Below are 24538 nucleotides of genomic sequence, written 5' to 3' on the forward strand. Positions count from 1 at the left end.
AAGAGACGGGGGAGGGCTTGATCCGGTGGGTGGGGCCGACCTCGGCGGCGACGGCGTCGAGGGTCTTCAGGCCCTCGCCGGTGTTGAAGACGACCGTCTCCGCCGTGGGGTCGAGCCGGCCGGACTCCACCAGCTTGCGCAGCACCGCCACGGTCACCCCGCCGGCGGTCTCGGCGAAGACGCCGGTGGTCCGGGCGAGCAGCCGGATGCCGGCGCGGATCTCGTCGTCGTCGGCGTACTCCATCCAGCCGCCGGTGCGGCGGACGGCCTCCAGGGCGTAGAGGCCGGCGGCCGGATCGCCGATGTTCAGCGACTTGGCGATGCCGGTCGGCTTGACCGGGGTGATGGTGTCGCTGTCGGCGTGCAGCGCGGTGGCGATCGGGTTGCAGCCGGCCGACTGGGCGCCGAAGACCTTCCAGCCGCCGGCCGGCGCCTCGACCAGGCCGATCTCGACCAGCTCGGAGAACGCCTTGTCGATCTTGGTGAGCAGCTCGCCGCTGGCCATCGGGATCACCACCTGCGCCGGGATCCGCCAGCCGAGCTGCTCGGCCACCTCGTACCCGAGGGTCTTCGACCCCTCCGCGTAGTACGGCCGGACGTTGACGTTGACGAACGCGGTGTCCTCGAACTCGTCGGTCTCCACCAGCTCCCCGCAGAGCCGGTTCACGTCGTCGTACGAGCCGTCGATGGCGACCAGGTCGCCGCCGTAGACCGCGGTGGTGACCACCTTGCCCTGCTCCAGGTCACTGGGGATGAAGACCACCGACGGCACCCCGGCCCGGGCGGCGTGCGCGGCCACCGAGTTGGCCAGGTTGCCGGTGGAGGCGCAGGCGTACCGGGTGAAGCCGAGCGCCCGGGCGGCGGACAGCGCCACCGAGACGACCCGGTCCTTGAACGAGTGGGTGGGGTTGGCGCTGTCGTCCTTCACCCAGAGCGGGGCGGTGATGCCCAGCTCGGCGGCGAGGTGCGGGGCGGCGACCAGCGGGGTGAGCCCCGGGTTCACGGTCACCCGGGTGGCCGGGTCCTGGCCGGCGGGGAGCAGGGCCGCGTACCGCCAGAGGTTCTTCGGGCCGGCCTCGATCTGCTCCCGGGTGACGGCGGCGAGCGCGGCGGCGTCGTAGTCGACCTCCAGCGGGCCGAAACACTCGTAGCAGGCGTGCTGGGCGGCCAGCGGGTAGCGCGCGGAGCAGGCGCGGCAGACCAGGGCGCGGGCCGGGCTGAGGGTGGTGTCGATGCCGGTGGCGGCGGGAAGCGTCGACGTCATGTCGAGGGGTTCCTCTCATCTTTCCCCGCATCGCACCCTGCGGCGGGGACGGAATTGGCACCTGCCCGCTCCTCGCTCGTCGTCGAGCGTGCGGGTGGTTGCCGGGGCGTCGTCGGGCCGTATCCCTCAGCCCCTCTGGATGAGGTATGCAGTTGTGCCGCCGAGTCTATGCACTCGCGCCGCGCCTGCCGAGCGGGCTTCCCACGGTGTGAGCCACTCCCGCTCACCAGCGCCAGGATCCGCACGACTTCCGGGAAGTGGAGGCCTCCTCCGCCGCCGGATGCCCCCGCTTCCCGTAACTCGCAGCTCCGCCTACCTCAGCGCGCCACCACGGCGATCGGGTCGACGACGGCCGGCCGGTCGGTGACCGCCCGGGCGGGCACCGCGCCGGGGGCGGTGGCGGCGCGGGAGCGGGTCGCCAGGTTGGCGCCGATCAGGGCGGCGATGGTCAGGGCCGCGCCGACCAGTTCCACCGCGCCGGGCCGGTAGCCCCGGACGGTCTGCACCACGAAGGTGGTCACCGGAACCAGGTTCATGAACAGGGCGGCGGCGGCCGCGCCGAGCCGCTGCACCCCGGTGTTCCAGGCGAGCACCGCGAGGACGGCGGCGACGATCACGGCGTACGCCAGCTGCGGGGCGACCGCGACGAGGTCGGCGGCGGCCGGCAGGTGCTGCCAGCCGGCGAGGTCGGCGGTGGCGCTGGCCGCGAGCATCGCCGCGGTGCCGGCGACCGCCGTGAGGGTGGTGTAGCGCAGCGGGGACCAGCCGGTGAACCGGCTCGCGCCGTGGGTGTAGACGGCCCAGCCGAGCACCGCACCGATCATCAGCAGCCCGCCGACGCCGAACTGGCCCAGCCCCTCGAGCCGGCCCCGGGTGATCACCAGACCGACGCCGACGAGGGCGACCAGCGAGAACCCGAGCAGCACCGGGCGGGGGCGTACGCCGTCGCGGACCCAGCGGACCAGCTGGGTGACCAGCGGGGTGGTGGCGGCGAAGAGGGCGATCTGCTGCGGGGCGGCGTGCCCGAGCGCCAGGTTGGTCAGCACGTTGAACCCGGCGAAGCCGAGCACACCGAGCGCCACCACCTCGACCGCCCGGCCGCCGGAGCGCAGGGCGGCCAGACCCTCCCGGGCCAGCAGCAGGGCGAGCAGGACGGCGGTCGCGAGGACGTACCGGGCGGTGGTGAGGTTCAGCGCGTCGACCCGGGTGAGGGCGCTGGCCAGGACCGGGAACATGACCCCCCAGCTGAGCACCGCGAAGAGCGGGAAGGCGGCGTGACGAGAGCGCATCGCAGCTCCTATGTTCGAGTACCGTCGAACCAACGGCACCGACTCTAGGAGGTTGTTCGACGCATGTCGAACAAGGGTTACACTGGTCACATGGAGCTGCACGAACCCGAACTGCGCGACGTACCGGTCACCGCCGTGCTCGCGGCGCTGGCCGACGACGTACGGCTGCAGATCGTGCGCGCCCTCGCCGAGGGCGGCGAGTACGCCTGCGGCACCTTCGAGTTCGGCGTGTCCAAGGCGACCCGCAGCCACCACCTGAAGGTGCTGCGCGAGGCCGGCCTGACCCGGACCCGGGCCGCCGGCACCAGCCGGTACGTGCGACTGCGCCGCGACGAACTCGACCGCCTCTACCCCGGTCTGCTCGACGCCGTCCTCACCGCGCCCACCCGCTCCTGACGCTCTCCCTCGACGTCCACCGTCGAGCTGTAGGTCAGCGTGATGAGTCGGTAGCGACTGCCGTTCCCATCGCCGGGGTCGACGTTGCCGCTGACGCCGGAGACGGTGCCGTTGTACTGCCAGGAGCGGTCACCGGCCGTCTGGCATCGGCGAACTTCTCCGCCCGCACCTCGGCAAAGGCCCAACTCATCTGCGGTTCCACCGCCCAGCCGAAAAGCCGGCGGACGATCGGGGAGGCCAGGATTCCCGTCGCGAGGACGGCGAGAGCACTGATGGTCAATACGCCGGCGAAGGAGTTGACGAACGGCGAGTTCTGGAACCTGTAGGCGAGCGCGATCTGAACGATGAACCCATGCAGCAGGTAGGTGTACTGGGTGCCGGTCGCGAGCGGGGTGAGCAGATTGCGGTTCGAAGGCACCAGGGCGAGAAAGGCGACACTGAGCACGAGCGCGGCCGCCGTCAAGCCGAGTGCGCCGGCCGCCCACGTACCCCAACTGACGTCCAGTTGTGCGTGCCCGTTGTGCCGGTAGAACCAGCCAGCGGGCAGCCGTGGGGCGTAGTGGTACACGGTGATCAGGGCTGCGGCGAACACCAGGACGGCGGCGGGGCGCAGCCATCGGGTGTCACGGATCCATTCGAGGTGTTCGCGCCGGGCGGTGAGGCCGAGCACGAAGAATGGGAGGAACTGGAGGATCCGGGCCAGGTCCAGTTCCCCGGAGAGCGAGGCGGCGCCCGAGGCGAGCATGACGCCGGTCGCCACCGCGACCGGTGCGCGCAGGTTGAGCCAGAGCGGGGCGGAAATCCGCCAGACGAACAGGGCAACCAGGAACCAGGTCAGGTAAAAGGGCGTGACCAGGTCAATCGGGTTGGACTCGTCCAGGCGGTAGTTGTTGTACAGCTGGTATGCGGTGGCGAAGATCAGGTACGGGACCAGGGTGCTGGTGAGGAGTCTGCGCAGCCGGCCGGGGTGAGAGGCGTCCTGGGCGAAGGAGCGTGAGAAGTAGCCGCTGATCATGACGAACAGTGGCATGTGGAAGGCGTACACCAGCAGGTAGAGAGCCCGCACGCCGCGCATCTCGTTCGGGGAGCCGACGAGCGGGCCCCAGGTGTGGCCGAGGACGACCAGGGCGGTAGCCAGGAGTTTGGCGTTGTCGAAGTAGGCGTCCCGGGAGGGCGGGGAAATGGTGCCGCCATCGGCTCGGATAGCTTGGCGGAGCAGAGCTGAGACGCGCATGGCGGGGGCTTTCGCGAGTGGGTCGGCGGGGCGGGACGACGCGGCACCGGATGGCAGCCGACGGTGGCAACTGCCCCGGGGGCCGGCGCCGGCTCATGCTACTGCCTGCGTCAGCTCGTGACGTCCTTGCGGGTGAAGCGCCAGAAGGCCAGCCCCCAGAAGAGCGTGGCGTACCCGACCGCCGAGATGGCGCCCCGGACCACGTCGTCGGTCTGCACCGGCGTGGACAGCAGCCCCAGCCAGGCGCTGCTGTAGTGGGTGGGCAGGAAGGCGCGCAGCCCGCCGAGCGCGGTGATCTGGTCCAGGATGCTGGAGAGGATCCAGAGCAGCACCGCGCCGCCGACCGCGCCGAGCGCGGCGTCCGTGGTCACCGAGAGCAGGAACGCCAGCCCGGCCACCACCAGCAGGACGACCGCCAGGTAGCCGAGAACCGCCAGCAGCCGCAGCAGTCCCTCGCCGGGCGCCAGCTCGGCGGAGACCTGGCTGCGCAGCGGCGACCAGCCGTACCGGAGGGTGCCGGCGAGCAGCGCGGTGCCCGCGAGCAGCAGCAGGGCCAGCGCCGAGTACGCGAGCGCGACCAGCAGCTTCACCGTGAGCAGCCGGGCCCGGGGCGCCGGGATGGCCAGCAGGTAGCGCAGGCTGCCCCAGCTCGCCTCGCTGGCCACCGTGTCCCCGCAGAACAGCGCCACCACCACGACCAGCAGGAACGACGCCGACACGAAGATCGAGAAGAGGGTGAAGTTGAGCCCGCCCGAGGTGGCCAGGTCGACCAGGCTGCCGAACTCGTTGCGCCCGTTGCGGTCGTCCTCGCCGGAGTCGAACTGGAACGCGACCAGGATGATCAGCGGCAGCAGCACCATGAACCCCAGCGCCAGCTGGGTACGCCGCCGCGACGCCTGCCGGCGGAACTCCGCCGCGAACGGCAGGGTGGCCGACGGCCGGTAGCCCACCGCCGCCCCGCCCGGACCGACCGCGCCGGCCGCGTCGCGCGACCCGACCGAAGAGCCTGCCATCACCGGTCACCGCTTCCCCGTGAGTTCTCGCCCACCAGGGCGAGGAACGCGTCCTCCAGGCGGCGCCGGGGCACCACCCGGTCCACCCCGATGCCGGCCCGGACCAGCTCGGCCACCACCTCGCTGCGCGCGGTGCCGTTGGTGTCGACCACCAGCCCGCCGTCGCCGTCGGGCAGCACGCGGACCCCGTGCAGCCGGTCCAGCACCGTGCGGGCGGCGTCCGGGTCGGTCACCTCGAACAGCACGCTCGGCGAGTCGCCGACGATCTCCTCCACCGGCCCGGAGGCCACGATCCGGCCCTTGTTCACCACCACCGCGTGGGTGCAGGTCTGCTCCACCTCGGCCAGCAGGTGGCTGGAGACCAGCACCGCGCGGCCGTCGGTGGCGTACCGCTGGAGCACCCGGCGCATCTCGGCGATCTGCGGGGGGTCCAGCCCGTCGGTCGGCTCGTCCAGCACCAGCAGCTCCGGCAGGCCGAGCATGGCCTGCGCGATGGCCAGCCGCTGGCGCATGCCGTGGCTGTAGTTCTTGGTCCGCCGGTGCACCGAGTCGCCCAGGCCGGCGATCTCCAGGGCCTGGTCGAAGTGCGCGTCGTCCCAGGGCCGACCGGTCGCCCGCCAGTACGCCTTCAGGTTCTCCAGCCCGGACAGGTGCGGCAGGAAGCCCGGCCCCTCCACCAGCGCGCCGATCCGGGAGAGCACCGGCGAGCCGGGCACCAGGCGGTGCCCGAAGACGTAGATCTCCCCGGCCGTCGGCTGGGTGAGCCCCATCAGCACCCGCAGGGTGGTGGTCTTGCCGGCGCCGTTCGGGCCGAGCAGGCCGACCACCTGGCCGGGGTGCACCTCGAAGTCGACGTTGGAGACGGCGACGAAGCCGTCCGCGTACTCCTTGCGGAGCCGGCGGACGGCGAGCGGGACGCCCGCGTACTCCGGGTGGACGGAGCTGTCCTGGCGGCGGTGCCGCCGGCGGGCGACCAGGACGACCACGACGAGCCCGACCGCGATCGCGGCGAGCAGCCCGACCAGGATCCAGCGCCACACCGTGGCGGCGGTGGGGATCGGCTCGCCGTCGACGGTGGGCAGGCTCAGCGCGCCGCCGCCGGGGGCGACCGTGTAGACGCCCGGCTCGGGCGGGGTGGCGTACGCCTGGTCGGAGGTCGCCACGACGACCCGCAACCGGTGCCCGGCCTCGACCCGGCGGACGATCGCCGGGAGCGTGACCGTGACCGGCTGGGCCGCGTCGACGGTCTTCGGCAGGCCGGTGAGGCGGACCGGGGCGACCAGGCCGTCGGGCAGCGTGGCGGCGCCGTTCGGGTCGACGTCGTAGAGCTTGACGAAGAGGACCGCCTCGCCGGTCGGCGACGCCGCCCGGAGCCGGACCGTCGGCGCGCCGACCACGTCCACCGCCTCGGCGAGCGGCGGGGACTCGAACCGGGCGTGCTGGCCGGGGATGTCGCCGGCCACGCCGTTCAGCAGCGAGCCCAGCGCCCCGGCGAACGGCACCGCGGAGATCGCCGCCGGATTCCCGTTGGGCGGGTTGGCGATCTGCTGGGTCGGGCCGGCGACCGCGACCTCTCGGCGGGCGTCCCCGGTCACCCCCGGGTAGTCGGCGGTGCGGTACCCGGTGGCCACCAGCCCCCGGTCCAGCGCGTCGAAGCCGGCGATCCGGGAGAAGGTGAAGCCCTCGCCCGGCGCCGCGCCCTCCCCCTTGACGTAGTGGTCGAGCCACTGCGCGGTGAGGAACTTCACCCGGTCGGAGTCGGAGATCGGCCCCGCGCCGCCGTCGTGGCCGCCGGTGAACCAGGCGACCCGCACCGGGGTGCCGGCGGCGGCGATCCCCCGCGCGTTGGCATCCGCCTCGGCCAGCGGGAAGAGGGTGTCCGCCTCCCCCTGCACCAGCAGGGTGGGCGCCTTGACCCGGTCGAGCACGCCGGCCGGGGAGGAGCGGCGCAGCAGGTCCACCGCTTCGGCGTCGGCCCGCCCGGTGGTGGCGATCCGCAGGTACGCGGCGCAGACGTCGGCGGCGAACCGGCCGCAGGACGGGTCGGCGGCGCCGGCCGGGGCGTGCCCGGGGCCGGTGCCGGGGCCCGCGCCGGGCTGCGGGCTGGGCGCACCGGCCGACGCGGGCGCCCCTTGCGGCTGGGCGGCGGTGGTGCCGGAGATGCCGGCCGGGCCCGAGCCCGCGGAGCCGCCGCCACCGAAGAAGATGCCGGCCCAGCCCTTCTTGAACACGCCCTCGGTGGGCGCCTTCCCGGTGCTCTCCGGCAGGAAGGCGCGGGAGAGGTCGTTCCAGGTGATCATCGGGACGATCGCGTCGACCCGGGGGTCCTGGGCGGCGAGCAGCAGGGCCAGGCCGCCGCCGTACGAGCCGCCGACCACGCCGACCCGGGGGTCGCCGGCGGCGTCGGTCCGGATGTCGGGGCGGGCGGCGAGCCGGTCGAGCAGGCGTTGCGCGTCCCGCACCTCGTAGTCGGGGCTGTCCAGGTGGATCTCGCCGCCGCTGCGCCCGAACCCTCGCGCGGTCCAGGTGAGCACCGCGTACCCGCGCTCGACCAGGTCCTCCGCGTCGGCGCGGACAGACTCCTTGGTGCCGCCGAAGCCGTGCGCGAGCAGCACTGCCGGGACCTTCCGCTGGGCGGAGGCGTCCTCGGGCAGGTAGAGCGTGCTGTCGAGGTCGACCGGCTGGTCGCCGTCCGGTCCGGACCGGACGGTCACCGTCGCCGACTCGGTCCGGAAGGCGGGCCGCTCCGACCGGGCTGCCCAGACCACGGCGGCCGCCGCCAGGAGGACCACCACCGACGCGGCCAGGACCCGGCGTCGGCGGGTGGCCAGGGCACGCCGGACCCGCGCGGCCGACAGCGGTGATCTCATGCGGCACACGGTACGGCCCGGACCCTGAGCGTTGCCTGAGATCCGCCGTACGTCCGTCCGGTTGCTCCGATCGGCGCGCGAGTCCGATCGACCGCGCAAGGTCCAGCACGTCCCAGCGAGATGAATTCGGATCGCGTGACTTCACACGTAATCCCGTAAACCGCATCCGATGCATGCATGAGGCGCGGCTCGCGGAACCCTGCGTGCCGGCAAAGTCAACCAACCGTGACATCGCCCGAAGTGACGCGAAGCCGACTCAGCGACCGCGGTCACACCCCCACACAGGTCGACTAGTTTTCCGGTCCGGTGTACGGGACTTGCATCGGCGACCCCGCCCACCGGACGAGTCCCCCGTCGTCGCCGGAGGAGACAGACCATGATCGTCCCCGCGCCGCGGGTCCGTCGACGGCCCTCCGTACCGGGCCGTGTCCTGCCCCTGCTGCTCGTGGCGGCCCTGCTGGCCCCGGTGGGGCTGCTCTTCGCGCAGACGCACCGGCTGACCGGGGACGACCGCGACCTGGCGAGCCGGGAACGGCTCGGCGTGCGGTACCTGCGCGCCCTCGGCCCGGTCACCGACGCGCTGGTGGACGCCCAGGCCGCCGCGGTCGCCGGCCGACCGGTCCCCCGCGACGCGCTGACCGCCGCGGTCAAGCAGGCGGCCACCGTGGACAGTGCGATCGGGGACGACCTGCGCAGCCACGAACGCTGGACCGGGCTGCGCGCCAAGCTGGAGGCGCTGCCCGACCGGGGGCTCAGCGACCCCGACGCGGCCTTCACCGCGTACGGCGAGGTCACCGACCTGCTGCTCGCGCTGCACCGCAAGATCCGGGACGGCTCGGGGCTGATCCGCGACCCGCGGTCCGACTCCTTCTTCCTCCAGGACGCCATCGGCCGCGACCTGCCCGAGGCCGTGGTCGGGGCCGGCCGGCTCGCCGACCTGACCGCCCTCGCCGCGCAGCGCCCGCCCACCGAACGCCCGAAGACCCTCGCCGAACTGGCCGCCGTCCGGGTGGCCGCCCTCGGACCGGCCACCGACCTGGTCGCCGGCCTGCGGGCCGCGGTGGACAACTCGGAGAGCACCGACCTGGGACCGAACGTGCTCACCCCGCTGGACACCTACCAGCGCTCCGTCGAGGCGCTCGCCGCGCTCTCCGCGCCGAGCGGCACGGCGGGCACCGGTCCGACCGGCCCCGCCCAGGTGGCCGCCGCCCGCCTCAACGCGCAGTCCGCCGCCAGGGAGCTCCAGCCGATCATCCTGGACCAGCTCGACGCCCTGCTGACGGCGCGGATCGACCGGCTCGACCGGGACCGCCTGCTGGCCGTCGCCGCCGCCGCGCTCGCCGCCCTGCTGGTCGTCGTCGTCCTGGCCGGGATGCTGGCCGGCGCTGTCCGGACCCGCCGGCGCGCCGCCGACGAGCGGCGGGCGCGGGAGGACTCCGGGGCGCTGCCGACGTGGCAGCCGCCGGCCGAGCCACGCCAGCTCCAACCGGTCGGATCGGGGCGGCCCGACGAACCCGAGCGGTGGGGGCCCTTCGATGCTGCTCGATAGGCTCCGGATCCGGGGCAAGCTCGCCCTGCTGGTGATCATTCCGCTGCTCAGCATGGCCGGACTGGCCGTGCCGGTGGTGGTCGACCAGGTCACCGCCGCCCAGCGGGCCGGCGACACCGCCGCCACCGTCCGGGTCGCCAGCCGGATCGGCAGCCTGGTCCAGGACCTCCAGCAGGAGCGGCTGCTCTCGGTCGGCCTGCTGCTCGGCCGGGTGACCCGGACCGAGCTGATCCAGAAGTCGACCGCCGTCGACGACCGGGTCGCCGACCTGCGGGCCGAGCGGCTCCCGGACCGGGTCGCCGGCGCCCTCGACGGCGTACGCAGGCTGGCCGACCTGCGCACCGCCGTGCTGGCCGGGCAGGCGACGCCGACGCAGATCATGGACGCCTTCGGGCCGGTCGACCTGACGCTGATCGAGGCGCTGCGGCTGCCGTTCCAGGTGGACACCACCACCTCGGCCGGGCGCCAGGTGCTGGCGCTGGACGCGCTGCTCCGGGCCGACGAGGGGCTGGGCGCCTGCGCGACCCTGATCGTGCTGGTGAAGGCGACCGGCGGCCCGCAGGTGTCCGCCGCGTACATCGCCTGCATGTCCGCGCTCCAGGTGGACAACCAGCGATTCCGCGGCCTGATCACCGCCGAGCAGTACAAGCTGGCGATGCTGGACGACGCGGCGGTGGCGGCCCGGACCAGCCCCACCTTCCTGGTGGACAGCGTCAAGGACCCGGTGGCGGCGATCGCCGCGGTGCCGCTGGACGCCCTCTTCCCGTCGGTCCGCTCGATGATCACCCTCGGCCAGTTCGTGGAGAAGAAGATCGTCGCGGACGTCATCGCCGAGACCGCCACCGACCAGCGCGACGCGCTCACCGCGGCCTGGCTGGTCGGCGGGGCGGCCACCCTGATCCTGCTGCTCGTGGTGCTGCTCAGCATGGCCGTCGCGCGGACCGTGGCCCGACCGTTGACCCGCCTCACCCGCTCCGCCGACCGGGTCGCCCGGGTCGCCGAGGCCGAGCTGGTCCGGGTGGTCGACGACGAGTCCGAGACCGGCCAACCGGTCCGGCTCGACCCGGTCGACGTCCGGGCCCGGGACGAGATCGGTGACCTGGCCCGCGCCTTCGAACGGGTGCAGGACACCGCCGCCCGGCTGGTCGAACGGCAGGTGGCCGGCCGGCGCAACGTGGCGCAGATGTTCGGCCACGTCGGCCGGCGTACGCAGAACCTGGTCGGCCGGCAGATCGCGCTGATCGACCGGCTGGAACGGCAGGAGACCGACCCGGGGCGGCTGGAGCACCTGTACCGGCTCGACCACATCTCCAGCCGGCTGCGCCGCAACGCCGGCAGCCTGGTCGTGCTCTCCGGCGCGGCCGGGACGGACGGGCACGTGGCCCCGGTGCAGCTCGCCGACGTGGTCCGCCTGGCCCTCGGCGAGATCGAGGACTATCCCCGGGTCGACGTGCACGTCCCGCCCGGGGTGTCGGCGGCGCCCGCCGCCGTCGGCGACCTGGTGCTCGCGCTGGCCGAGCTGATGGAGAACGCCACCGTCTTCTCCCCGCCGCACACCCGGGTCGCGGTGGCCGGCGAACCGACCGACGGCGGGGCGCGGCTGATCGTGGTGGACCGGGGCATCGGCATGACCGAGGAACGGCTCGCCGAGGAGAACGCCCGGCTCACCCGGCGGGAACGGCTCGACCTGGCCCCGACCGAGGTGCTCGGGCTCTTCGTGGTCGGCCGGCTGGCCCGCCGGCACGGTTGGACCGTCGACCTCGCGCCGACCGCGGGCGGCGGATTGACCGCCCGGCTGGAGATCCCCGCCGCGCTGCTGGTGATCCGGCGGCCCGACCGGGCCGGCGCCACGGTCGCCCGGGCCGCCGTACCGAGCCGGGACCGGCGGGGGCTCGGCGAACGGGCCAGCCCCCATCGGGCGCTCACCGCCGCCGGGGTCCCGGCGGCCGTCGAGGACCACCCGGGTGTCGACCCGATGCTGCTCAGAGCCACCCGCAGCCTGGAGACCGCCGGGTCCTGGAACGCCTTCGGCGCCGCGACCGAGCCGGTCGACGGGCCCTTCGTCGGCACGGGGTTCGCCGCCCCCGAGGTGGTCGCCGGGCCACCGAGCCCCGCCGCGCCACCCGCCGGGCCCGTGGCCGGCGTGGCGGCGGCCGGCGTACGGCCGGTGATCCGCCAGCGGGTGCCGGGCGCCGGCCTGCCGCGGACCGCCCCGGTGGTCCGGCCGGTCGACGCCACCCGCGCCGACCCGTCCGCCGTCCGCGCCCTCGTCGAGGACTTCCAGGCCGGGGTACGCCGGGCCGAACGCGCCGCCGCGCCGGTCGAGCCCACCCCCGGCCGGCCCCGGCTGTGCCGGCGGGTGCCCGGGGCGAACCTGGCCGTCACCCCGCCGCAGACGCCGCTCACCAGCCAGCCCACCGGAGACCCGGCCGAGGTCCGCAACCTCATCACCGAGTTCGAGGCGGGCGTCGCCCGCGCGCTGCGCGAAGTCGGTCCAGACCACCATCGCCACGAAGAGGGATCATCACCGTGACCAGTCCCTTCCTGCACGACAACGTCGACCACCCGCCCGCCGGGGAGCTCAGCCCGGAGGCCCGCACCTTCAACTGGCTCCTCGACTCGTTCACCTCCAGCACGGCCGGCGTGATGGAGGCGATCGCGGTCTCCTCGGACGGGCTGCTGATGGCGATGTCCGCCATCAAGGACCGGTCCAACGCCGAGCGGCTCGCCGCCGTGGTCTCCGGGATGACCAGCCTGGCCGGCGGCGCGGCCAGCTGGTACGCGCTCGGCGGTTTGAACCGGGTGATCGTCGACATGGCCGAGGGCTACCTGCTGATCAGCGCGATCAGCAGCGGTTCCGTGCTGGGCGTGGTCGCCGACCGGTCGGCCAACCTCGGCACGGTGGCGTACGAGATGACCCTCTTCGCCGGCCGGGCCGGCGGCGCCCTGAGCCCGCGGCTCATCGCCGAGCTGAAGAACGCCGTTCAGCAATGATCCCGGAGGTGGGCGGCGCGGAACGGGATCCGGAACCCGGCGCCCGGATCCGCCCCTACCTGCGGTCGCCGTCCCCGGCCGCCGATCCGGCGTCCGCCACCACGCCGTACCCCGTCGACGAGGTCGGGGAGGACGCCGAAGAGCCGGCGGGCCCGCGTCCGTTCGTGCTGACCTCCGGACGGGTGGCCGGCGCCGACCCGGCGATCGGGCTGGAGACCCAGGTGACCGCCCGGCCGGAGAGCGGACCGTGGGCGGAGTCCTGCCCGCTCGCCCCGGAGCTGCGGGCCATCGTGGCGCTCTGCGCCGACCCGATCTCGGTCGCCGAGATCTCCGCCCGGACGCGGATGCACTTCGGCGTGACCCGGGTGCTGGTCGGTGACCTCCGGGCCGCCGGCCACCTCGACGTGCAGGGGAGCGGCGCCGAGGCCGCCGACCCCGACATCATCCTGCGACTGATTGACGGGCTCCGTGCGATCTCCTGAATGGCCCGCCGCCGCCACCGGCGGCCTCGCCGCCAACAGCGCCGCCGTCCGGTACGGGATGCCGGCGGGACCCGCCCCGGCCGCCGGCCGGACCGTACCGCCGGCCCCGCGGCCCGCGCCGCCGCCGTACCGGCCACCGGCGGCGCCGGCCCGGGCGACCGCGAACGTCCCGGTCACCCGGCCGCCGATCCCGGTGAAGGTCCTGATCGCGGGCGGATTCGGCGTGGGCAAGACCACCACGGTGGGCGCGATCTCCGAGATCGCCCCGCTGACCACCGAGGCGCAGATGACCAGCGCCGGCATCGGCGTCGACGACCCCGGCGTACGCTCCGGCAAGACCGCGACCACGGTGGCCATGGACTTCGGCTGCGTGACCGTCGACCGCAGCCTCAAGCTCTACCTCTTCGGCACTCCGGGGCAGGCGCGGTTCGGCTTCATGTGGGACGACCTGGCCCGCGGCGCGCTCGGCGCGCTGGTGGTGGTGGACAGCGCCCGGCTGGACGACTGCTACCCCGCGGTCGACTTCCTCGAGCGCGCCGGGCTGCCCTTCGTGGTCGGGGTGAACGCCTTCGACGGGCGGCTCGCGCACGACCTGGCTTCGATCCGGTGGGCGCTGGCGATCGGCGACCACATCCCGCTGGTGCAGTTCGACGCCCGGGACCGGCTCTCGGTGCGCGACGCCCTGCTGGCCGTCCTGGACCGCGCGCTGCACCGGGCGACCCGGCAGAGGGGTGCCTGAACCACCGCCGATTCGACCCGTTTCATGGAAAGGGGTGGACGTGATGAGAGGTGATCTGGACGAGACGCTCGCCCGGCTGGCCCGCCGCGAGGAGGCGCTGCGACGCCGGGCCGTCGGTCCGGACGAGGAGGCCGCCGGGAAGGAGCCCCGGCCGGTCGAGTCGCCCCGGGACGGGCACGGCGCGTACCGGCTGCGGGGCGGGACCCGCCCGGTCGAGCGGGACCCGGTGGAGGAGGTGGCCGAGGCGGTACGCCGGGTGGTCGCCGAGCACCCCGGGCTGATCGTCACCCTGCGCGTGGAGCACGACGGGCAGGCGTACCCGCTGCGGGTCTGCTGGCCCGGGCCGGACGTGACGGTCGGCGCCGAGTCCACGCTCGCGCCGCCGCCGGTCTGGCCGATGTCGGCGAAGACCCTGCCGGCCCCCGGTCAGGACGGGCTGCGCAGCGACCCCGCGGCCCGGCTGGCCGAGATGATCCGGCGCGACCCGTCGCTGCTGGAGGACACCGGCCCGGTCTGATGCCCGGCGCCCACCGGCCCGCATGGGGTGGTGCCGGCGGCTACTGTCTGGCGGGTGGCGGAACCCGACCTGACCCTGACGGCGTGCCTGCGGCCGGCGGCGCTGGACGCCCGCCGCGGCGTCGTCCGCCTGCACCCCGAGGTGCTGACCGCGTTGGCGCTGCGCCCCGGAGACCCGGTCCGGTTGAGCGGCCGGCGGGTCACCGCCGGGATCGCCGCGCCGGCCGGGCAGACCGCGAGCACCGCCCTGCTGTACGCCGACGACCTGCTGCTCGGCAACCTTGGCCTCCGGGACGGCGGGCAGGTGACGGTGAGCCCGCTGGCGGTGACCCCCGCCCGGCGGGTCACCCTGACCGGGCCGGTGGAGATCGTCGCCGCGGTCTCCCCGGAGATGCTGCGCCTCGCCCTGCTCGGCAAGGTGGTGACCGCCGGGGACGACGTCTCGCTGCTGCCGCAGGACGTGCTCCCCGACGCCTCCGTCCGCAGCCTGGTCGAGGCGGCCCGACGCAGCCTGGCCAACACGATCGGCTACGCCTGGACCAGCACCCTGCTCACGGTGTCCGCCGTCGAGCCGGAGGCCGGCGCGCTGGTCACCATGGACAGCACGGTCGGCTGGGAGCACGGCCCGGCCACCCGCGGCTCCGGGCCGGCCGGCCAGGACCCGAGCGGCCGGTCGACCGGCGACGCGACCGGGGCCGGCGGCCGGGCCCCGGTGAACCGACCGGCGGGAGCCGGGACCGAGTGGGCCCCGCCGGCGGAGTCCCGGCCCGAACTGGTCGAGCCGGAGGAGGCGCCGAGCGTCGACGAACTGCCCAGGCTGCGGGCCCAGGCCGAGGAACTGACCGAACTGCTCGACCTCGGCTTCCACCACCGGGAGGTGCTCGGCCGGCTGGGCACCACCGTCTCGCTGGGCGTACTGCTCAGCGGGCCGGCCGGGTCCGGCAAGGCGGCGCTGGTCCGCGCGGTCGCCGCCCGGGTGCGCGCCCGGGTCTGCCCGGTCTGGGCGCCGGAGGTGGCCGCGCTCGGCAACGACGCGGCGGCCCGCCGGCTGCGCGAGGCCGCCGCGGTGGTACGCCGGGACGGACCGGCCGTCCTGCTGGTCACCGACGTGGAGGCACTCGCCCCGGCCGACGATCCCGGGCCGGTGGCGACGGTGTTCCGGCAGATCCTCGCCGAGACCGTCCGGGCCGGTGCGGCCGTGGTCTGCGCCACCAGCAGGCCGGAGGCGGTGGACCCGGCGCTGCGCGCCCCGGACCTGCTCTCCCTGCGGATCACCGTTCCGCTGCCCGACCAGGCGCTGCGCCGCGAGCAGCTCACCGTGCTGACCCGGCAGGTGCCACTCGCCGAGGACGTCCGGCTGGACGAGGTGGCCGCGCGTACCCCCGGGTTCGTCGCGGCCGACCTGGCGGCGCTGGTCCGCGAGGCCGGGGTGCGCGCCGCGCTGCGGCAGAAGACGGCCGAGACGCCGACGGTGGCGATGGCCGACTTCAGCGCCGCGCTGGAGGTGGTCCGGCCGACCACGATGGCCGCGTCCACCCTGGAGCTGGCCTCGGTCACCCTGGACGACGTCGGTGACCTGGTCGAGGTGAAGGAGACGCTGACGGAGTCGGTGCTCTGGCCGCTGACCTACCCGGACACCTTCGCCCGGCTGGGCGTGCAGCCACCCCGGGGCGTGCTGCTCTACGGACCGCCGGGCTGTGGCAAGACCTACCTGGTCACCGCGCTGGCCCGCTCGGGGCGGGCGAACGTGCTCTCGGTGAAGGGCGCGGAGCTGCTCTCCAAGTGGGTGGGCGAGAGCGAACGGGCGGTCCGGGAGCTGTTCCGCCGGGCCCGCGAGGCCGCGCCCACGCTGATCTTCCTGGACGAGGTGGACGCGCTCGCCCCGGTACGTGGCCAGGCCACCGACGGCGGTACGACGGACCGGGTGGTCGCCGCCCTGCTCACCGAGCTGGACGGGGTGGAGGCGCTGCGCAACGTGGTGGTGGTCGGCGCGACCAACCGGCCGGACCTGGTCGACCCGGCGCTGCTCCGCCCCGGCCGGCTGGAACGGCTGGTCTACGTGCCGCCGCCGGACGGCCCGGCCCGGACGGAGATCCTCCGCGCCGCGTCCCGGAACGTGCCGCTCGCCCCGGATGTGGACCTGGCCGCGCTGGGCGCGGAGCTGGCCGGCTTCTCGGCGGCCGACTGCGCCGCCCTGGTCCGGGAGGCGGCCCTGGCCGCGATGCGCGAGTCGCTGACCGCCTCCACGGTCACCGCCGCCCACATCGGGACCGCCCGCCGGCTCGTCCGCCCCTCCCTGGACCCGGCCCAGGTGGCCTGGCTGGCCGCGTACGCCGAGCAGCGGGCCGGCTGACGCGGGAGCGCCGCCGTCACGCCACCGCCCCTCGACCGGGCCGGAACCCGGCACGGGGACGGGCACCAGCCGACATCTCGTCCCGGAAGGCACCTCGCGCGTCACTCCCCGGAGACCGGGTCGCGGGGGCGAAGGGCCCGTCAGTCCGTGGGGAGTAGCGGGCCCAGCGGGCCGAGGTCGAGGTTGAGGTCCTCGGGCGACAGGCCGAAGTACTCGCGGAGCTGGGCCATCTGCTCCTCCAGGGCCATCAGCGTGGCGCCGACCCGTTCCACCTGCTCCTCGGTCAGGTCGCCGAGGTCGATCCGGCGCAGGGCCTGCCGTTCCATCAGCTGCCGCAGCAGCTCAATCACGGTGAGCACCAGGCTGGCCAGGCCGCGCTCGACCGAGTCGGAGTCCACGGCGAGCCGCCGGTCCAGTGGGCGGACCCGGGGCGCCTCCCACCGCGGCTCCCCCAGCGCCGCCGCCAGTTCCGCCGCCTCGTCCCGCTCGGTCATGGCTCGACCGCCACGCTGGAGCCCGGGGTCACGTCGGGCAGGTCCGGTGGGGCCAGCGCGCCGACCGAGGCGACCAGGGCCCGCAGCGAGATCCGCACCAGGTCGATGTCCGCGATCGCCAGCGTGATGTCGCCGCTGATCACCACGCCGGTGCCGAGCACCCGGTCGAGCAGGTCGACCAGCGCCACCGGACGGTAGGCCAGCGGATCGTCGGCGCTGCTCGGGGCGAGCGAGGTCACCGCCATGCCGGCCCCCGCGCGGCGGTCACGCCGGCTCCCGGACCGGGTGCGCCGGTTCGGCCGAGGGTTCCGCCACGAAGGAGTACGGCGGCCAGGGGCCGGTCAGCTCGAGCCGCAGCTCCGGGTGCCGGTCGGCCAGCGCCCCGACCAGCGCCGAGAAGCCCGCCAACCCGTTCCGGTCGATCAGGTACGCCCCGTTCAGCACCATCGCGGTGGCCGCGCCGGACAGCCGCCGGTCCTGCGGGGCGTGCCGGCGGGCGGCGACCGCGTACCCGGCGAGTGCGGTGTGCACGGCGACGGCCGCGTCGGCGGCGATCCGCTGCCCCTCCTCCCGCGCGGTCAGCTGGGCCCGGCGCCGCCGCAGGTACGCCGCACCGGCCCCGCCGCCGGCGCCGGCCGCCTCCGCCGTGCGGGGCGGCGCGCCGGGGACGACGTACCCCTTGACGCCCCACTCCTCGCGGCCGGTGAGCCGGGCCAGCGTGGCGGAGAACTCGTCGCGCCGCTCGGTGAGCACCCGGGCCACCCGGTCGTCGTCGCGATGCACCGTGGCGAGCCGGGCCGGCACCACCGCGCCCGCCCGCGACAGGGCGTCCACCACCGTGTGGTGGGTCCGCGCGGCCCGCTCCAGCCAGGCCAGGTCCTCCAGGTTGCGGCGCAGCGCCGCCTCGCCGTACTCGGCCAGCGGGGCGGCGCTGACCACGGCGGTCAGGCCGGCGGCCCGGACCGGGCGGACCGGAGCGGCGTCCATCCCGGTGATCCCGGAGAGGGTGGCCGGGTCGACGTCGGCGGTCACGCCGTGCAGCCAGACGCCGGTGCCGGTCTCCGGCGCGTCAGCCGTCGGAGTGGTCTCAGCGGTCGTACGCATTCGGCTCCTCCCGCTCGGCCCGGGCGGCCACCCGGGGCCGCCGGGACGCCTCCACCTCCTCCGGGTCGCGCGGCCCCGGCTCCACCGGCGGGCGGGCCCGCGAGCTGAGCCACGGGTCGTGCTCCCACCAGTCGATGCCGATCTGCCGCGCCGTGTCCACCGAGGCGATGACCAGCCGCAGCTTCAACGTCAGCAGCTCGATGTCGAGCAGGCTGACCCGGATGTCACCGGCGATGACGATGCCCCGGTCGAGCACCCGCTCGAGGATGTCGCCGAGGTTCGCCGGCTCGTGCCCGGCCGGCAGGACCTGGCCCGAGTTCTGCACCACCGAGGGTGGCCGCCCCATCGTCATCTCAGTCCCCCTTGCCGCGCTGGTACCGGCGGGACCGCCGGTAGCCGAGCAGGCTGCCCGTCATGTCCAGCTCCACCTCGTAGAGGCCGAGCAGGTCGGTCGAGGCCGGGATCCGGTGGTCCTCGACCACCTCCACCCCGACCAGCCAGCCGTCGTCCGTGGGCTGGATGGAGGTGATGCCGAGCGGGTCCTTGCCGGTCAGCCCGACGATCTGGCGCAGCCCCTCCCGGGCCGCCTCGGCGGCCGACACCTCCTCGTACTCCTCCTCGTCGACGTACCGGCCGGCGTCGTCGCGGGCGTCCCGGTCGCGCCGGCGCTCCCGGTCGCCGTCACCACGGATCCGTGCTGCCGTCATCTCAGTCCCCTCGCCCGCGGTGCTGGTCACCCCGTCGACCGGCGGTCCGTCGCCGGCCGGTCTCCCGGCCGGTCGGCGGCGGCCGCCGGCCGGCGGCCTCCGGAGGGGTAACCTCCGCGCCGCCGGCCGGGGTGATCAGCCGGTCCAGGACCTCCTGCTGTCCCCGGTCCCGCTCCTCCGGCGTGATGTCGCCGGCCGCCGCCGCCCGGTCCAGCTCCTCCAGCTCGCGCCGGATGTTGACCGGGTCGTACTGCCGCGCCTCCGCCTCCCGGGCGATCACCTTGACCACCACGGTCAGCCCCCGCACCGGGGCGTACGGCAGGGTCAGCAGGCTCCAGAGGATGTCCATCTCTCACGCCACCAACTGGTGCGCGCTGACGAAGTCGTACGGGGCGAGCGGGCCGAGCAGCCGCATCCGGACCAGTCCCCGCCGCTGCTCGGCGAAGTCCTCCACCGCCCGGACGAAGTCCTCCTCGTCGTCGGTCGCGACCAGGAAGGCGACGTTCATCGCGTCCAGTTCGCTGCTCGGCGGGCGCGGCGCGTGCGCCACCGCGTACGGGGTGAGGGCCTCGATCAGCGCCCGGTTCTCCGCCTCCCGGCGCAGCTCCACGCCCTGGCTGATCATCTCGCCGAGTCGGATCCGCTTTTCCCGGGTCTCCGCCTCCTGCCGGCCGCGCACCTGCTCGGCCAGCGCCGCGGCGGCGCTGTTCTCGGTGAGGAAGTCGCTGATCATCTCCTCCTCGTCGAAGCGGCCGTGCACGGTGTACTGGAGCCGGTCCTCGAACTCGTCGAGGGCGGCGGCGAACCGGTCGTGGTGTGCCTCCAGCAGTTCCGCCACCGCGTCCTGGCCGGTCACCACCGTGCCGAACCGGACGGGCAGCACCGGCGCGACCGCCGCGGTGCCGTCCAGCAGCGTCTGGTACGCGGTCAGGTCGGCCGGGCGGCCCATCGGCTCCTCCAGCCCGACCTCGCTGACCAGCGCGGCCAGGTCGCCGTGCCGGACCGCGGTCACCTCGCCCGCCGGGTCGCCGACCCCTTCCGCGTCCGGGGTCGGCTCCACGTCGGACGGCACGATGCCGTAGATGAACAGCCCGGTCGCGCCGCTCGGCTCTGCCTCCTGGGTGGTCATGCTCACCGCTCCTCGTCCCGGCGCCGGCGGGGCCGTTCCCGCTCCCGATCGGGGCCGCGGTCGCCCAACGAGTCCGCCACCGCGCCGCTGATCTCCTGGGCCGCCTTGCCGAGGCCGGAGATCGCCTTGCCCTTGGTCGCCGCTCCGGCCGTGTCCCCCACCAGGTCGGGCAGCCCCTTCTGGTTCTTCGGGGTGATGCTCAGCCGGTCGACCGCCTCGGCGAACCGGAGGTACGTCTCGACGCTGGCGATCACGACCCGAGCGTTGATCTCCAGAAGCTGGATGCCGACCACGGCGACCGACACCTGCGCGTCGATCACCACGCCCTTGTCCAGCACCGTCTCCACCACGTCGGCGAGGGTGCCCCCGTTGCCACCGCCTCCGCTGCGTTCCAGGGCGCCGCCCTGGGCGCCGCTCGTCGTCGCGATCGTCATTCGCCACGCTCCTCACGCCGCCGCCGGACCACCGGTCGACGCGGCGGCTCCGGGGCACGGCGGGCGGCCGGGCGGGGTCCCTGCGGTTCCGCGCGCGGCTCCCGCTCCTCCCGCGGCTGCTGACGGCGGGCCCGCTCGGGCTCCCGGCGACGCGGCGGCGGCTGCTCCTCCTCGGGTTCCGCCTCGTACTCCTCGTCGTCGAAGTCGTCGCCCTCGTCGTAGGCGTCGTACTCCTCTTCCTCCGGCGGACGGCGGCGCTGCGGCGGGCGACGGCGGCCGCGCTCGGCGGGCCGGCGCTCCTCGCGCTCCGCCTCCTCCTCGGGCTCCTCGGCCCGACCCCGCGGCCGGCCCGGCTCCTCCTGCTCGCGCTGTTCCTGCTCCTCGCGGAGCGCGGTCTCGTGGTCCTTGACCACCTGGGAGTCCTCGATCTCGCCGCGCCAGCCCTCGACCGAGTCCGGGTCCAGGACGGTCTGGGTCATCACGTGCCGGACGAAGTGCTTCAGCTCCAGGCGCACCCGTCGGCCCTGGGCCCGCCACAGGTTGCCGGTGTGCTCGAACAGCCCCTGCGGGTGGTACTCCAGGACGACCAGGATCCGGGTGAGGTCCGGGCCGACCTCGTGGAAGCTGACCGTGCCGTCGACGGAGCCCTTCTCGCCCTTGGAGCGCCAGTGGATGAGCCGGTCCGGGATCTGCCGGACGATGGTCGACTCCCAGCTCCGGTGCGACCAGAAGACCTGTGCCTTCCAGGTCATCTTCTCGTCGGAGTCCTTGTCGGCCTGCTCGACCTTCTTCATGAAGCTCGGGAAGTCGCTGAACGTCGTCCACTGGTTGTACGCGACCCGCACCGGCACGCCGACCTCGATGGTCTCGACGATGTTGGTGACCTTGAGCTTCTTGCCGCCCTTGCCACCCTTGCCGCCGCCACCGCCGAACGCCGACATGAGCTTCTCCTTACCGCCGGCCAGGCCGGCATGGAACATGGCCTTCATCGGGGAGTGCCCCTCGGCGAGCTTCTGCGCGCCGGTGGCGGCGGCGACCAGGCCGGGGCCGCCGCCGGACTTCGCGTACTCGCTGAGCCGGCCGGTGGCGCCGGTGAGCCGCTCGGTGACCACCTGGACCGCCCGCTCACCGATCGCGCCGGCGAGGTTCCGCAGTTCCTCGCCGAGCTGGTCGCGTGCCTTGTCCGCGAGGTTGGGATTGGCCGCCATGGTCACCGCCCCTGCCGACGCGCCACGACCGGCCGCTCCTCGCGGTCGGCGTCGTCACGGTCGTCGTCGTAGTCGTCGTCGTAGGCGCCTTCGGCCTCGGGCTGGTTGTCGAGTTCCTGCTCCTCGTCGGGCGCCGACCGCTCTCCGGCGGCGGCGTCGGAGTCCGGCCGGTTGCCGCCGGACTTCCGGCGCAGCGCGTCCGCGCTGCCGCGCAGCTTGCCGCTGAGGGCGTCGATGCCGCTGCCGGCGGCGGCGGTCGCCGCGGCCTTGCCGGCGGTGGCCAGGGGGCCGCCGAGCTTGGTGAGGTTCCCCAGCTGGGCGGACGAGTTCAGCAGGTCCGTGCCGTACTTCCGCAGCCCGCCGGGATTCTGGCTGGCCCGGCCCGCGGCCACCGCGGCGGCCAGCGTGAGGGCGGTACGCAGCTTCCTGCGGCGGCCCAGGAGGTACCCGAAGCCCACCGCCAGCGCGACCCGTGCTCCGCTCTTCATCGGTTCTCCTTCGCTCCCCGGGGGACGCGGACGCCGCATGGTGGGGCAGGCCGGAAACAGCTCCGGGGAATAGCGCGAAATGGGCCTGCGACCGGGCATCCCGTTATTAGCGGACCCGGCGGGCAGTACCCGTGGGCCCACCCACGAAACGTTTCCCCGCAATTCCAGCGAGGTCCGTCACAGCGCATTCGGATGAGCCGCCACGGCGGCAGAGGAGCCTCGCAAAACGGTCAGACAGGCCGGGCTGGGCAGCTAAAAGACGATTGTTGACACAAGGCAAGCGAGATAATCAGAGGGCCGGCAGGGCCGAATCCAGACACATTTCCGCGCGCACCTTACCGCCGTCTTCCCGCAATCGGGCACCGCATTTCCGCAGCACCGAAATAGCGCCCGGGTTGTCCGGCGTCGTCTCGGCGACGACGGTGCGCATGCCGGCCGCGGCGGCCGCGTTCAGCAGCTCGCGCAACGCCGCCGCGCCGAGCCCCTGCCCCCGGGCCGAGCGCCCCAGCCACATCCCCGTCTCCACGGTGCCGGGCTGCTCGCAGCGGGTCATCCGGACCATCCCCACCACCTCGCCGCCGGCGAGGATGGCGTACATCCGGGTGCGGGTGGGGCCGTCCAGGCCGGTGAAGCTGGCCCGGTGGAAGTCGCGGAACGCCTCCCGGCGGGCGAGCGACCAGCCGGCCGGGGCGTCCACCGGGGGCATCACGTCCTCGGGCTCCGCCTCGGCGGCCGCTACGGAGAGCAACGGCTCCAGGTTCCGTTCGTCCACCGGCTCAAGTCGTACCGCACCCGCCACGTGCCGCAGTCTGCCGCCCGTACCGGCAGGAGTCCACCCCTTTGGCCGGGGACTGCCGGTCCGGCGGAAGGTACCGGCCGGTCGGACCGCCTCCGTGTTCTGCCTCACGCTCCGCTGTCGCACCCCGGCTCAGTCCGCCGGGTCGAACTCGCAGAACACCACCGAGGCGTCGTCGGTCCGCTTGTGCCGGCGCAACCGGTCCGGGTGATCGCGCTCGGCGGCCCGGACCCGAGCGATCAACCCCTCCGGCCCCTCGGCCGCGGTCACGTCCAGCAACCCGGTCCAGTCGAAGAGGCCGAACTGCTCGACCGCGCAGGACGCGCCGTCGCTGAGCAGTGCCGCCCGGCGCAACGCCCCGGGCCCGCGCAGCGGCAGCGTCCCGGTCACCGCGTGGTACGCGGCGTCCGGGTCGGCGGCGGCCGCCCAGTAGCCGTGCGTCCGGTTCATCCGCTCCCGCTGCACCATGACCGCCTGCCGGAACCGGGTCACCGGATCGACCTCGCCGCCGGGCAGGTCGGCGGCGGTGCGGCGCAGCTCCGCCATCGCGGTGTCCAGCCGCTCGTCGGAGACCACGCTCACCTGGCCGCCGGCGTCCAGCACCAGCGGGCTGTCGCAGAGCACCAGGTAGTCCACCTGGTCGCCGCCCTCGCGGAGCAGGCAGACCGTGGAGGAGGGGGTGCCCGGATGGTCGAGGTCGCACTCGCCCCCGTGGTCGGCGCGGACCGCCAGGATGGCCGCCGCGAGGCTGCTCATCAGCGTCGCCGCCGGTCGGGCCGCGAGCGCCAGGCCGATCCGGGCGGCCAGGTGCCGGACGTACCAGGCGGGCCCGTGCACGCACCCGGTGTCGAAGCCCTCCGGCACGGTCGCCCCGTCGAGCACCCCGACCAGCGGGCCGAGGCGGAAGACCGCGTCCTCGTTCTCCAGCCGACCCGGGGCGGCGGCGGAGGCGGAGCGTACCCGCATCGTCGGCGCCACCCCGACCGGCCGCGTCGGCCGGCTCCCGATCGGGTACCGGCGGTCTGGTGCCCCCATCCGTTCGCTCCCTCCGTCGCCGCCCGCCTACCCGGACCGGCCGGGGCCATGCGGGCGCCCGCTGTGCACGTACGAGAAGTGAGCCGGTCAGCGACGCCGGTTGCGGGCGCGTGAGGAGCGCAGCCGGCGCAACCGGCCGATCAGCACCGGCTCGGCGGCCAGCGCGGCCGGGTGGTCGAGCAACGCGTTGAGCAGTTGGTAGTACCGGGTCGCGGAGAGCCCGAAGGTGTCCCGGATCGCCTGCTCCTTGGCCCCGGCGTGCTTCCACCACTGCTGCTCGAAGGCGAGGATCCGCCGTTCCCGCTCGGTCAGCCCGTCGGCCGGCCCGGCCTCCGCCGCCGGCCCGGCCGCCACGTCGGCAGGCACGCCCTCGGTCGCCCCCGACCGCTCGTCGGGCGGCGTGGGCGCTTCGCTCCCGGTCGGGACGGCCGGGGCCGGATCCGG

Annotated in this window: 26 protein-coding genes and 1 riboswitch; of the genes, 8 read left to right on the forward strand and 18 right to left on the reverse strand. The window is 74.7% G+C overall.

Annotation, left to right across the window (positions count from 1 at the left end):
• A partial coding sequence (thrC, locus tag DKT69_RS26680; protein WP_109804258.1) for a threonine synthase occupies positions 1-1264 on the reverse strand: 1264 nt, incomplete at its 3' end.
• A gap of 12 nt (positions 1265-1276) precedes the next feature.
• Positions 1277-1410: riboswitch (SAM riboswitch) on the reverse strand.
• A gap of 171 nt (positions 1411-1581) precedes the next feature.
• Positions 1582-2553 (reverse strand): DMT family transporter, encoded by a 972-nt coding sequence (locus DKT69_RS26685; protein WP_109804259.1) that lies wholly within the window; start codon positions 2551-2553, stop codon positions 1582-1584.
• Between the two features lie 90 nt (positions 2554-2643).
• Between DKT69_RS26685 and DKT69_RS26690 the strand changes: the two genes are divergently transcribed.
• Positions 2644-2949 (forward strand): ArsR/SmtB family transcription factor, encoded by a 306-nt coding sequence (locus DKT69_RS26690; protein ID WP_109804260.1) that lies wholly within the window; start codon positions 2644-2646, stop codon positions 2947-2949.
• A gap of 34 nt (positions 2950-2983) precedes the next feature.
• Here DKT69_RS26690 and DKT69_RS26695 read toward each other — a convergent pair whose 3' ends face one another.
• The 3 genes from DKT69_RS26695 to DKT69_RS26705 form a co-directional block, all read right to left on the reverse strand.
• Positions 2984-4183 carry an acyltransferase family protein gene (locus tag DKT69_RS26695; RefSeq protein ID WP_109804261.1) on the reverse strand — a complete coding sequence of 400 codons (1200 nt, stop codon included), beginning with the start codon at positions 4181-4183 and terminating at the stop codon, positions 2984-2986.
• Between the two features lie 110 nt (positions 4184-4293).
• Positions 4294-5196, reverse strand: coding sequence for an ABC transporter permease (locus tag DKT69_RS26700; protein WP_109804262.1), 903 nt, complete (start codon positions 5194-5196; stop codon positions 4294-4296).
• Entirely contained in the window at positions 5196-8066 is a 2871-nt protein-coding gene (locus DKT69_RS26705; protein WP_109804263.1) for an alpha/beta fold hydrolase, read from the reverse strand. The genes DKT69_RS26700 and DKT69_RS26705 overlap by 1 nt, the downstream gene beginning before the upstream one ends.
• A 376-nt stretch (positions 8067-8442) precedes the next feature.
• Here DKT69_RS26705 and DKT69_RS26710 point away from each other — a divergent pair, with 376 nt between their 5' ends.
• From DKT69_RS26710 to DKT69_RS26740, 7 genes are read left to right on the forward strand one after another with little or no spacing between them, the layout of a single operon-like run.
• Positions 8443-9615, forward strand: a complete 1173-nt coding sequence (locus tag DKT69_RS26710; RefSeq protein WP_109804264.1) for a hypothetical protein — start codon at positions 8443-8445, stop codon at positions 9613-9615.
• Positions 9602-12148 (forward strand): nitrate- and nitrite sensing domain-containing protein, encoded by a 2547-nt coding sequence (locus DKT69_RS26715; protein WP_109804265.1) that lies wholly within the window; start codon positions 9602-9604, stop codon positions 12146-12148. Before DKT69_RS26710 ends, DKT69_RS26715 begins: the two co-directional genes overlap by 14 nt.
• Positions 12145-12609 carry a roadblock/LC7 domain-containing protein gene (locus DKT69_RS26720; RefSeq protein ID WP_109804266.1) on the forward strand — a complete coding sequence of 155 codons (465 nt, stop codon included), beginning with the start codon at positions 12145-12147 and terminating at the stop codon, positions 12607-12609. The genes DKT69_RS26715 and DKT69_RS26720 overlap by 4 nt, the downstream gene beginning before the upstream one ends.
• Positions 12606-13091, forward strand: a complete 486-nt coding sequence (locus DKT69_RS26725; RefSeq protein WP_109804267.1) for a DUF742 domain-containing protein — start codon at positions 12606-12608, stop codon at positions 13089-13091. The genes DKT69_RS26720 and DKT69_RS26725 overlap by 4 nt, the downstream gene beginning before the upstream one ends.
• Positions 13078-13830, forward strand: coding sequence for a GTP-binding protein (locus DKT69_RS26730; RefSeq protein ID WP_236648369.1), 753 nt, complete (start codon positions 13078-13080; stop codon positions 13828-13830). Before DKT69_RS26725 ends, DKT69_RS26730 begins: the two co-directional genes overlap by 14 nt.
• 43 nt (positions 13831-13873) lie before the next feature.
• Complete coding sequence (locus tag DKT69_RS26735) at positions 13874-14347, forward strand: hypothetical protein (RefSeq protein ID WP_109804280.1); 474 nt, start codon at positions 13874-13876, stop codon at positions 14345-14347.
• Between the two features lie 54 nt (positions 14348-14401).
• Positions 14402-16699 (forward strand): AAA family ATPase, encoded by a 2298-nt coding sequence (locus DKT69_RS26740; RefSeq protein WP_109804269.1) that lies wholly within the window; start codon positions 14402-14404, stop codon positions 16697-16699.
• Positions 16700-16839: 140 nt separating this feature from the next.
• Here the strand turns inward: DKT69_RS26740 and DKT69_RS26745 are convergent, their stop codons facing one another.
• The 13 genes from DKT69_RS26745 to DKT69_RS40140 form a co-directional block, all read right to left on the reverse strand.
• Complete coding sequence (locus DKT69_RS26745) at positions 16840-17193, reverse strand: gas vesicle protein K (RefSeq protein WP_109804270.1); 354 nt, start codon at positions 17191-17193, stop codon at positions 16840-16842.
• Positions 17190-17438, reverse strand: a complete 249-nt coding sequence (locus DKT69_RS26750) for a gas vesicle protein (RefSeq protein ID WP_109804271.1) — start codon at positions 17436-17438, stop codon at positions 17190-17192. Before DKT69_RS26750 ends, DKT69_RS26745 begins: the two co-directional genes overlap by 4 nt.
• 19 nt (positions 17439-17457) lie before the next feature.
• Positions 17458-18297 carry a GvpL/GvpF family gas vesicle protein gene (locus DKT69_RS26755; RefSeq protein WP_109804272.1) on the reverse strand — a complete coding sequence of 280 codons (840 nt, stop codon included), beginning with the start codon at positions 18295-18297 and terminating at the stop codon, positions 17458-17460.
• A complete protein-coding gene (locus DKT69_RS26760; RefSeq protein WP_109804273.1) occupies positions 18281-18649 on the reverse strand; it encodes a gas vesicle protein in 369 nt (122 codons plus the stop codon). The genes DKT69_RS26755 and DKT69_RS26760 overlap by 17 nt, the downstream gene beginning before the upstream one ends.
• 1 nt (position 18650) lies before the next feature.
• Entirely contained in the window at positions 18651-19004 is a 354-nt protein-coding gene (locus tag DKT69_RS26765) for a gas vesicle protein GvpO (protein ID WP_109804274.1), read from the reverse strand.
• Between the two features lies 1 nt (position 19005).
• Entirely contained in the window at positions 19006-19353 is a 348-nt protein-coding gene (locus DKT69_RS26770; RefSeq protein WP_109804275.1) for a gas vesicle protein GvpG, read from the reverse strand.
• 3 nt (positions 19354-19356) lie between these two features.
• Positions 19357-20133, reverse strand: coding sequence for a GvpL/GvpF family gas vesicle protein (locus DKT69_RS26775; protein WP_109804276.1), 777 nt, complete (start codon positions 20131-20133; stop codon positions 19357-19359).
• 2 nt (positions 20134-20135) lie between these two features.
• Positions 20136-20567 carry a gas vesicle protein GvpJ gene (gene gvpJ / locus DKT69_RS41470; RefSeq protein WP_109804277.1) on the reverse strand — a complete coding sequence of 144 codons (432 nt, stop codon included), beginning with the start codon at positions 20565-20567 and terminating at the stop codon, positions 20136-20138.
• Positions 20564-21775 carry an SRPBCC family protein gene (locus tag DKT69_RS26785; RefSeq protein WP_109804281.1) on the reverse strand — a complete coding sequence of 404 codons (1212 nt, stop codon included), beginning with the start codon at positions 21773-21775 and terminating at the stop codon, positions 20564-20566. The genes gvpJ and DKT69_RS26785 overlap by 4 nt, the downstream gene beginning before the upstream one ends.
• Before the next feature lie 2 nt (positions 21776-21777).
• Positions 21778-22263, reverse strand: coding sequence for a hypothetical protein (locus tag DKT69_RS26790; RefSeq protein WP_201749876.1), 486 nt, complete (start codon positions 22261-22263; stop codon positions 21778-21780).
• A gap of 289 nt (positions 22264-22552) precedes the next feature.
• Positions 22553-23062: a GNAT family N-acetyltransferase gene (locus DKT69_RS26795; RefSeq protein WP_109804278.1), complete on the reverse strand. Its 510-nt coding sequence runs from the start codon at positions 23060-23062 to the stop codon at positions 22553-22555.
• Between the two features lie 129 nt (positions 23063-23191).
• Positions 23192-24094 carry a hypothetical protein gene (locus DKT69_RS26800; RefSeq protein ID WP_109804279.1) on the reverse strand — a complete coding sequence of 301 codons (903 nt, stop codon included), beginning with the start codon at positions 24092-24094 and terminating at the stop codon, positions 23192-23194.
• A gap of 87 nt (positions 24095-24181) precedes the next feature.
• Positions 24182-24538: DUF3263 domain-containing protein (locus DKT69_RS40140; protein WP_236648370.1), on the reverse strand; the 357-nt coding region annotated here is incomplete at its 5' end.

This window comes from Micromonospora sicca, assembly GCF_003172935.1.
Lineage (GTDB): Bacteria > Actinomycetota > Actinomycetes > Mycobacteriales > Micromonosporaceae > Micromonospora > Micromonospora sicca.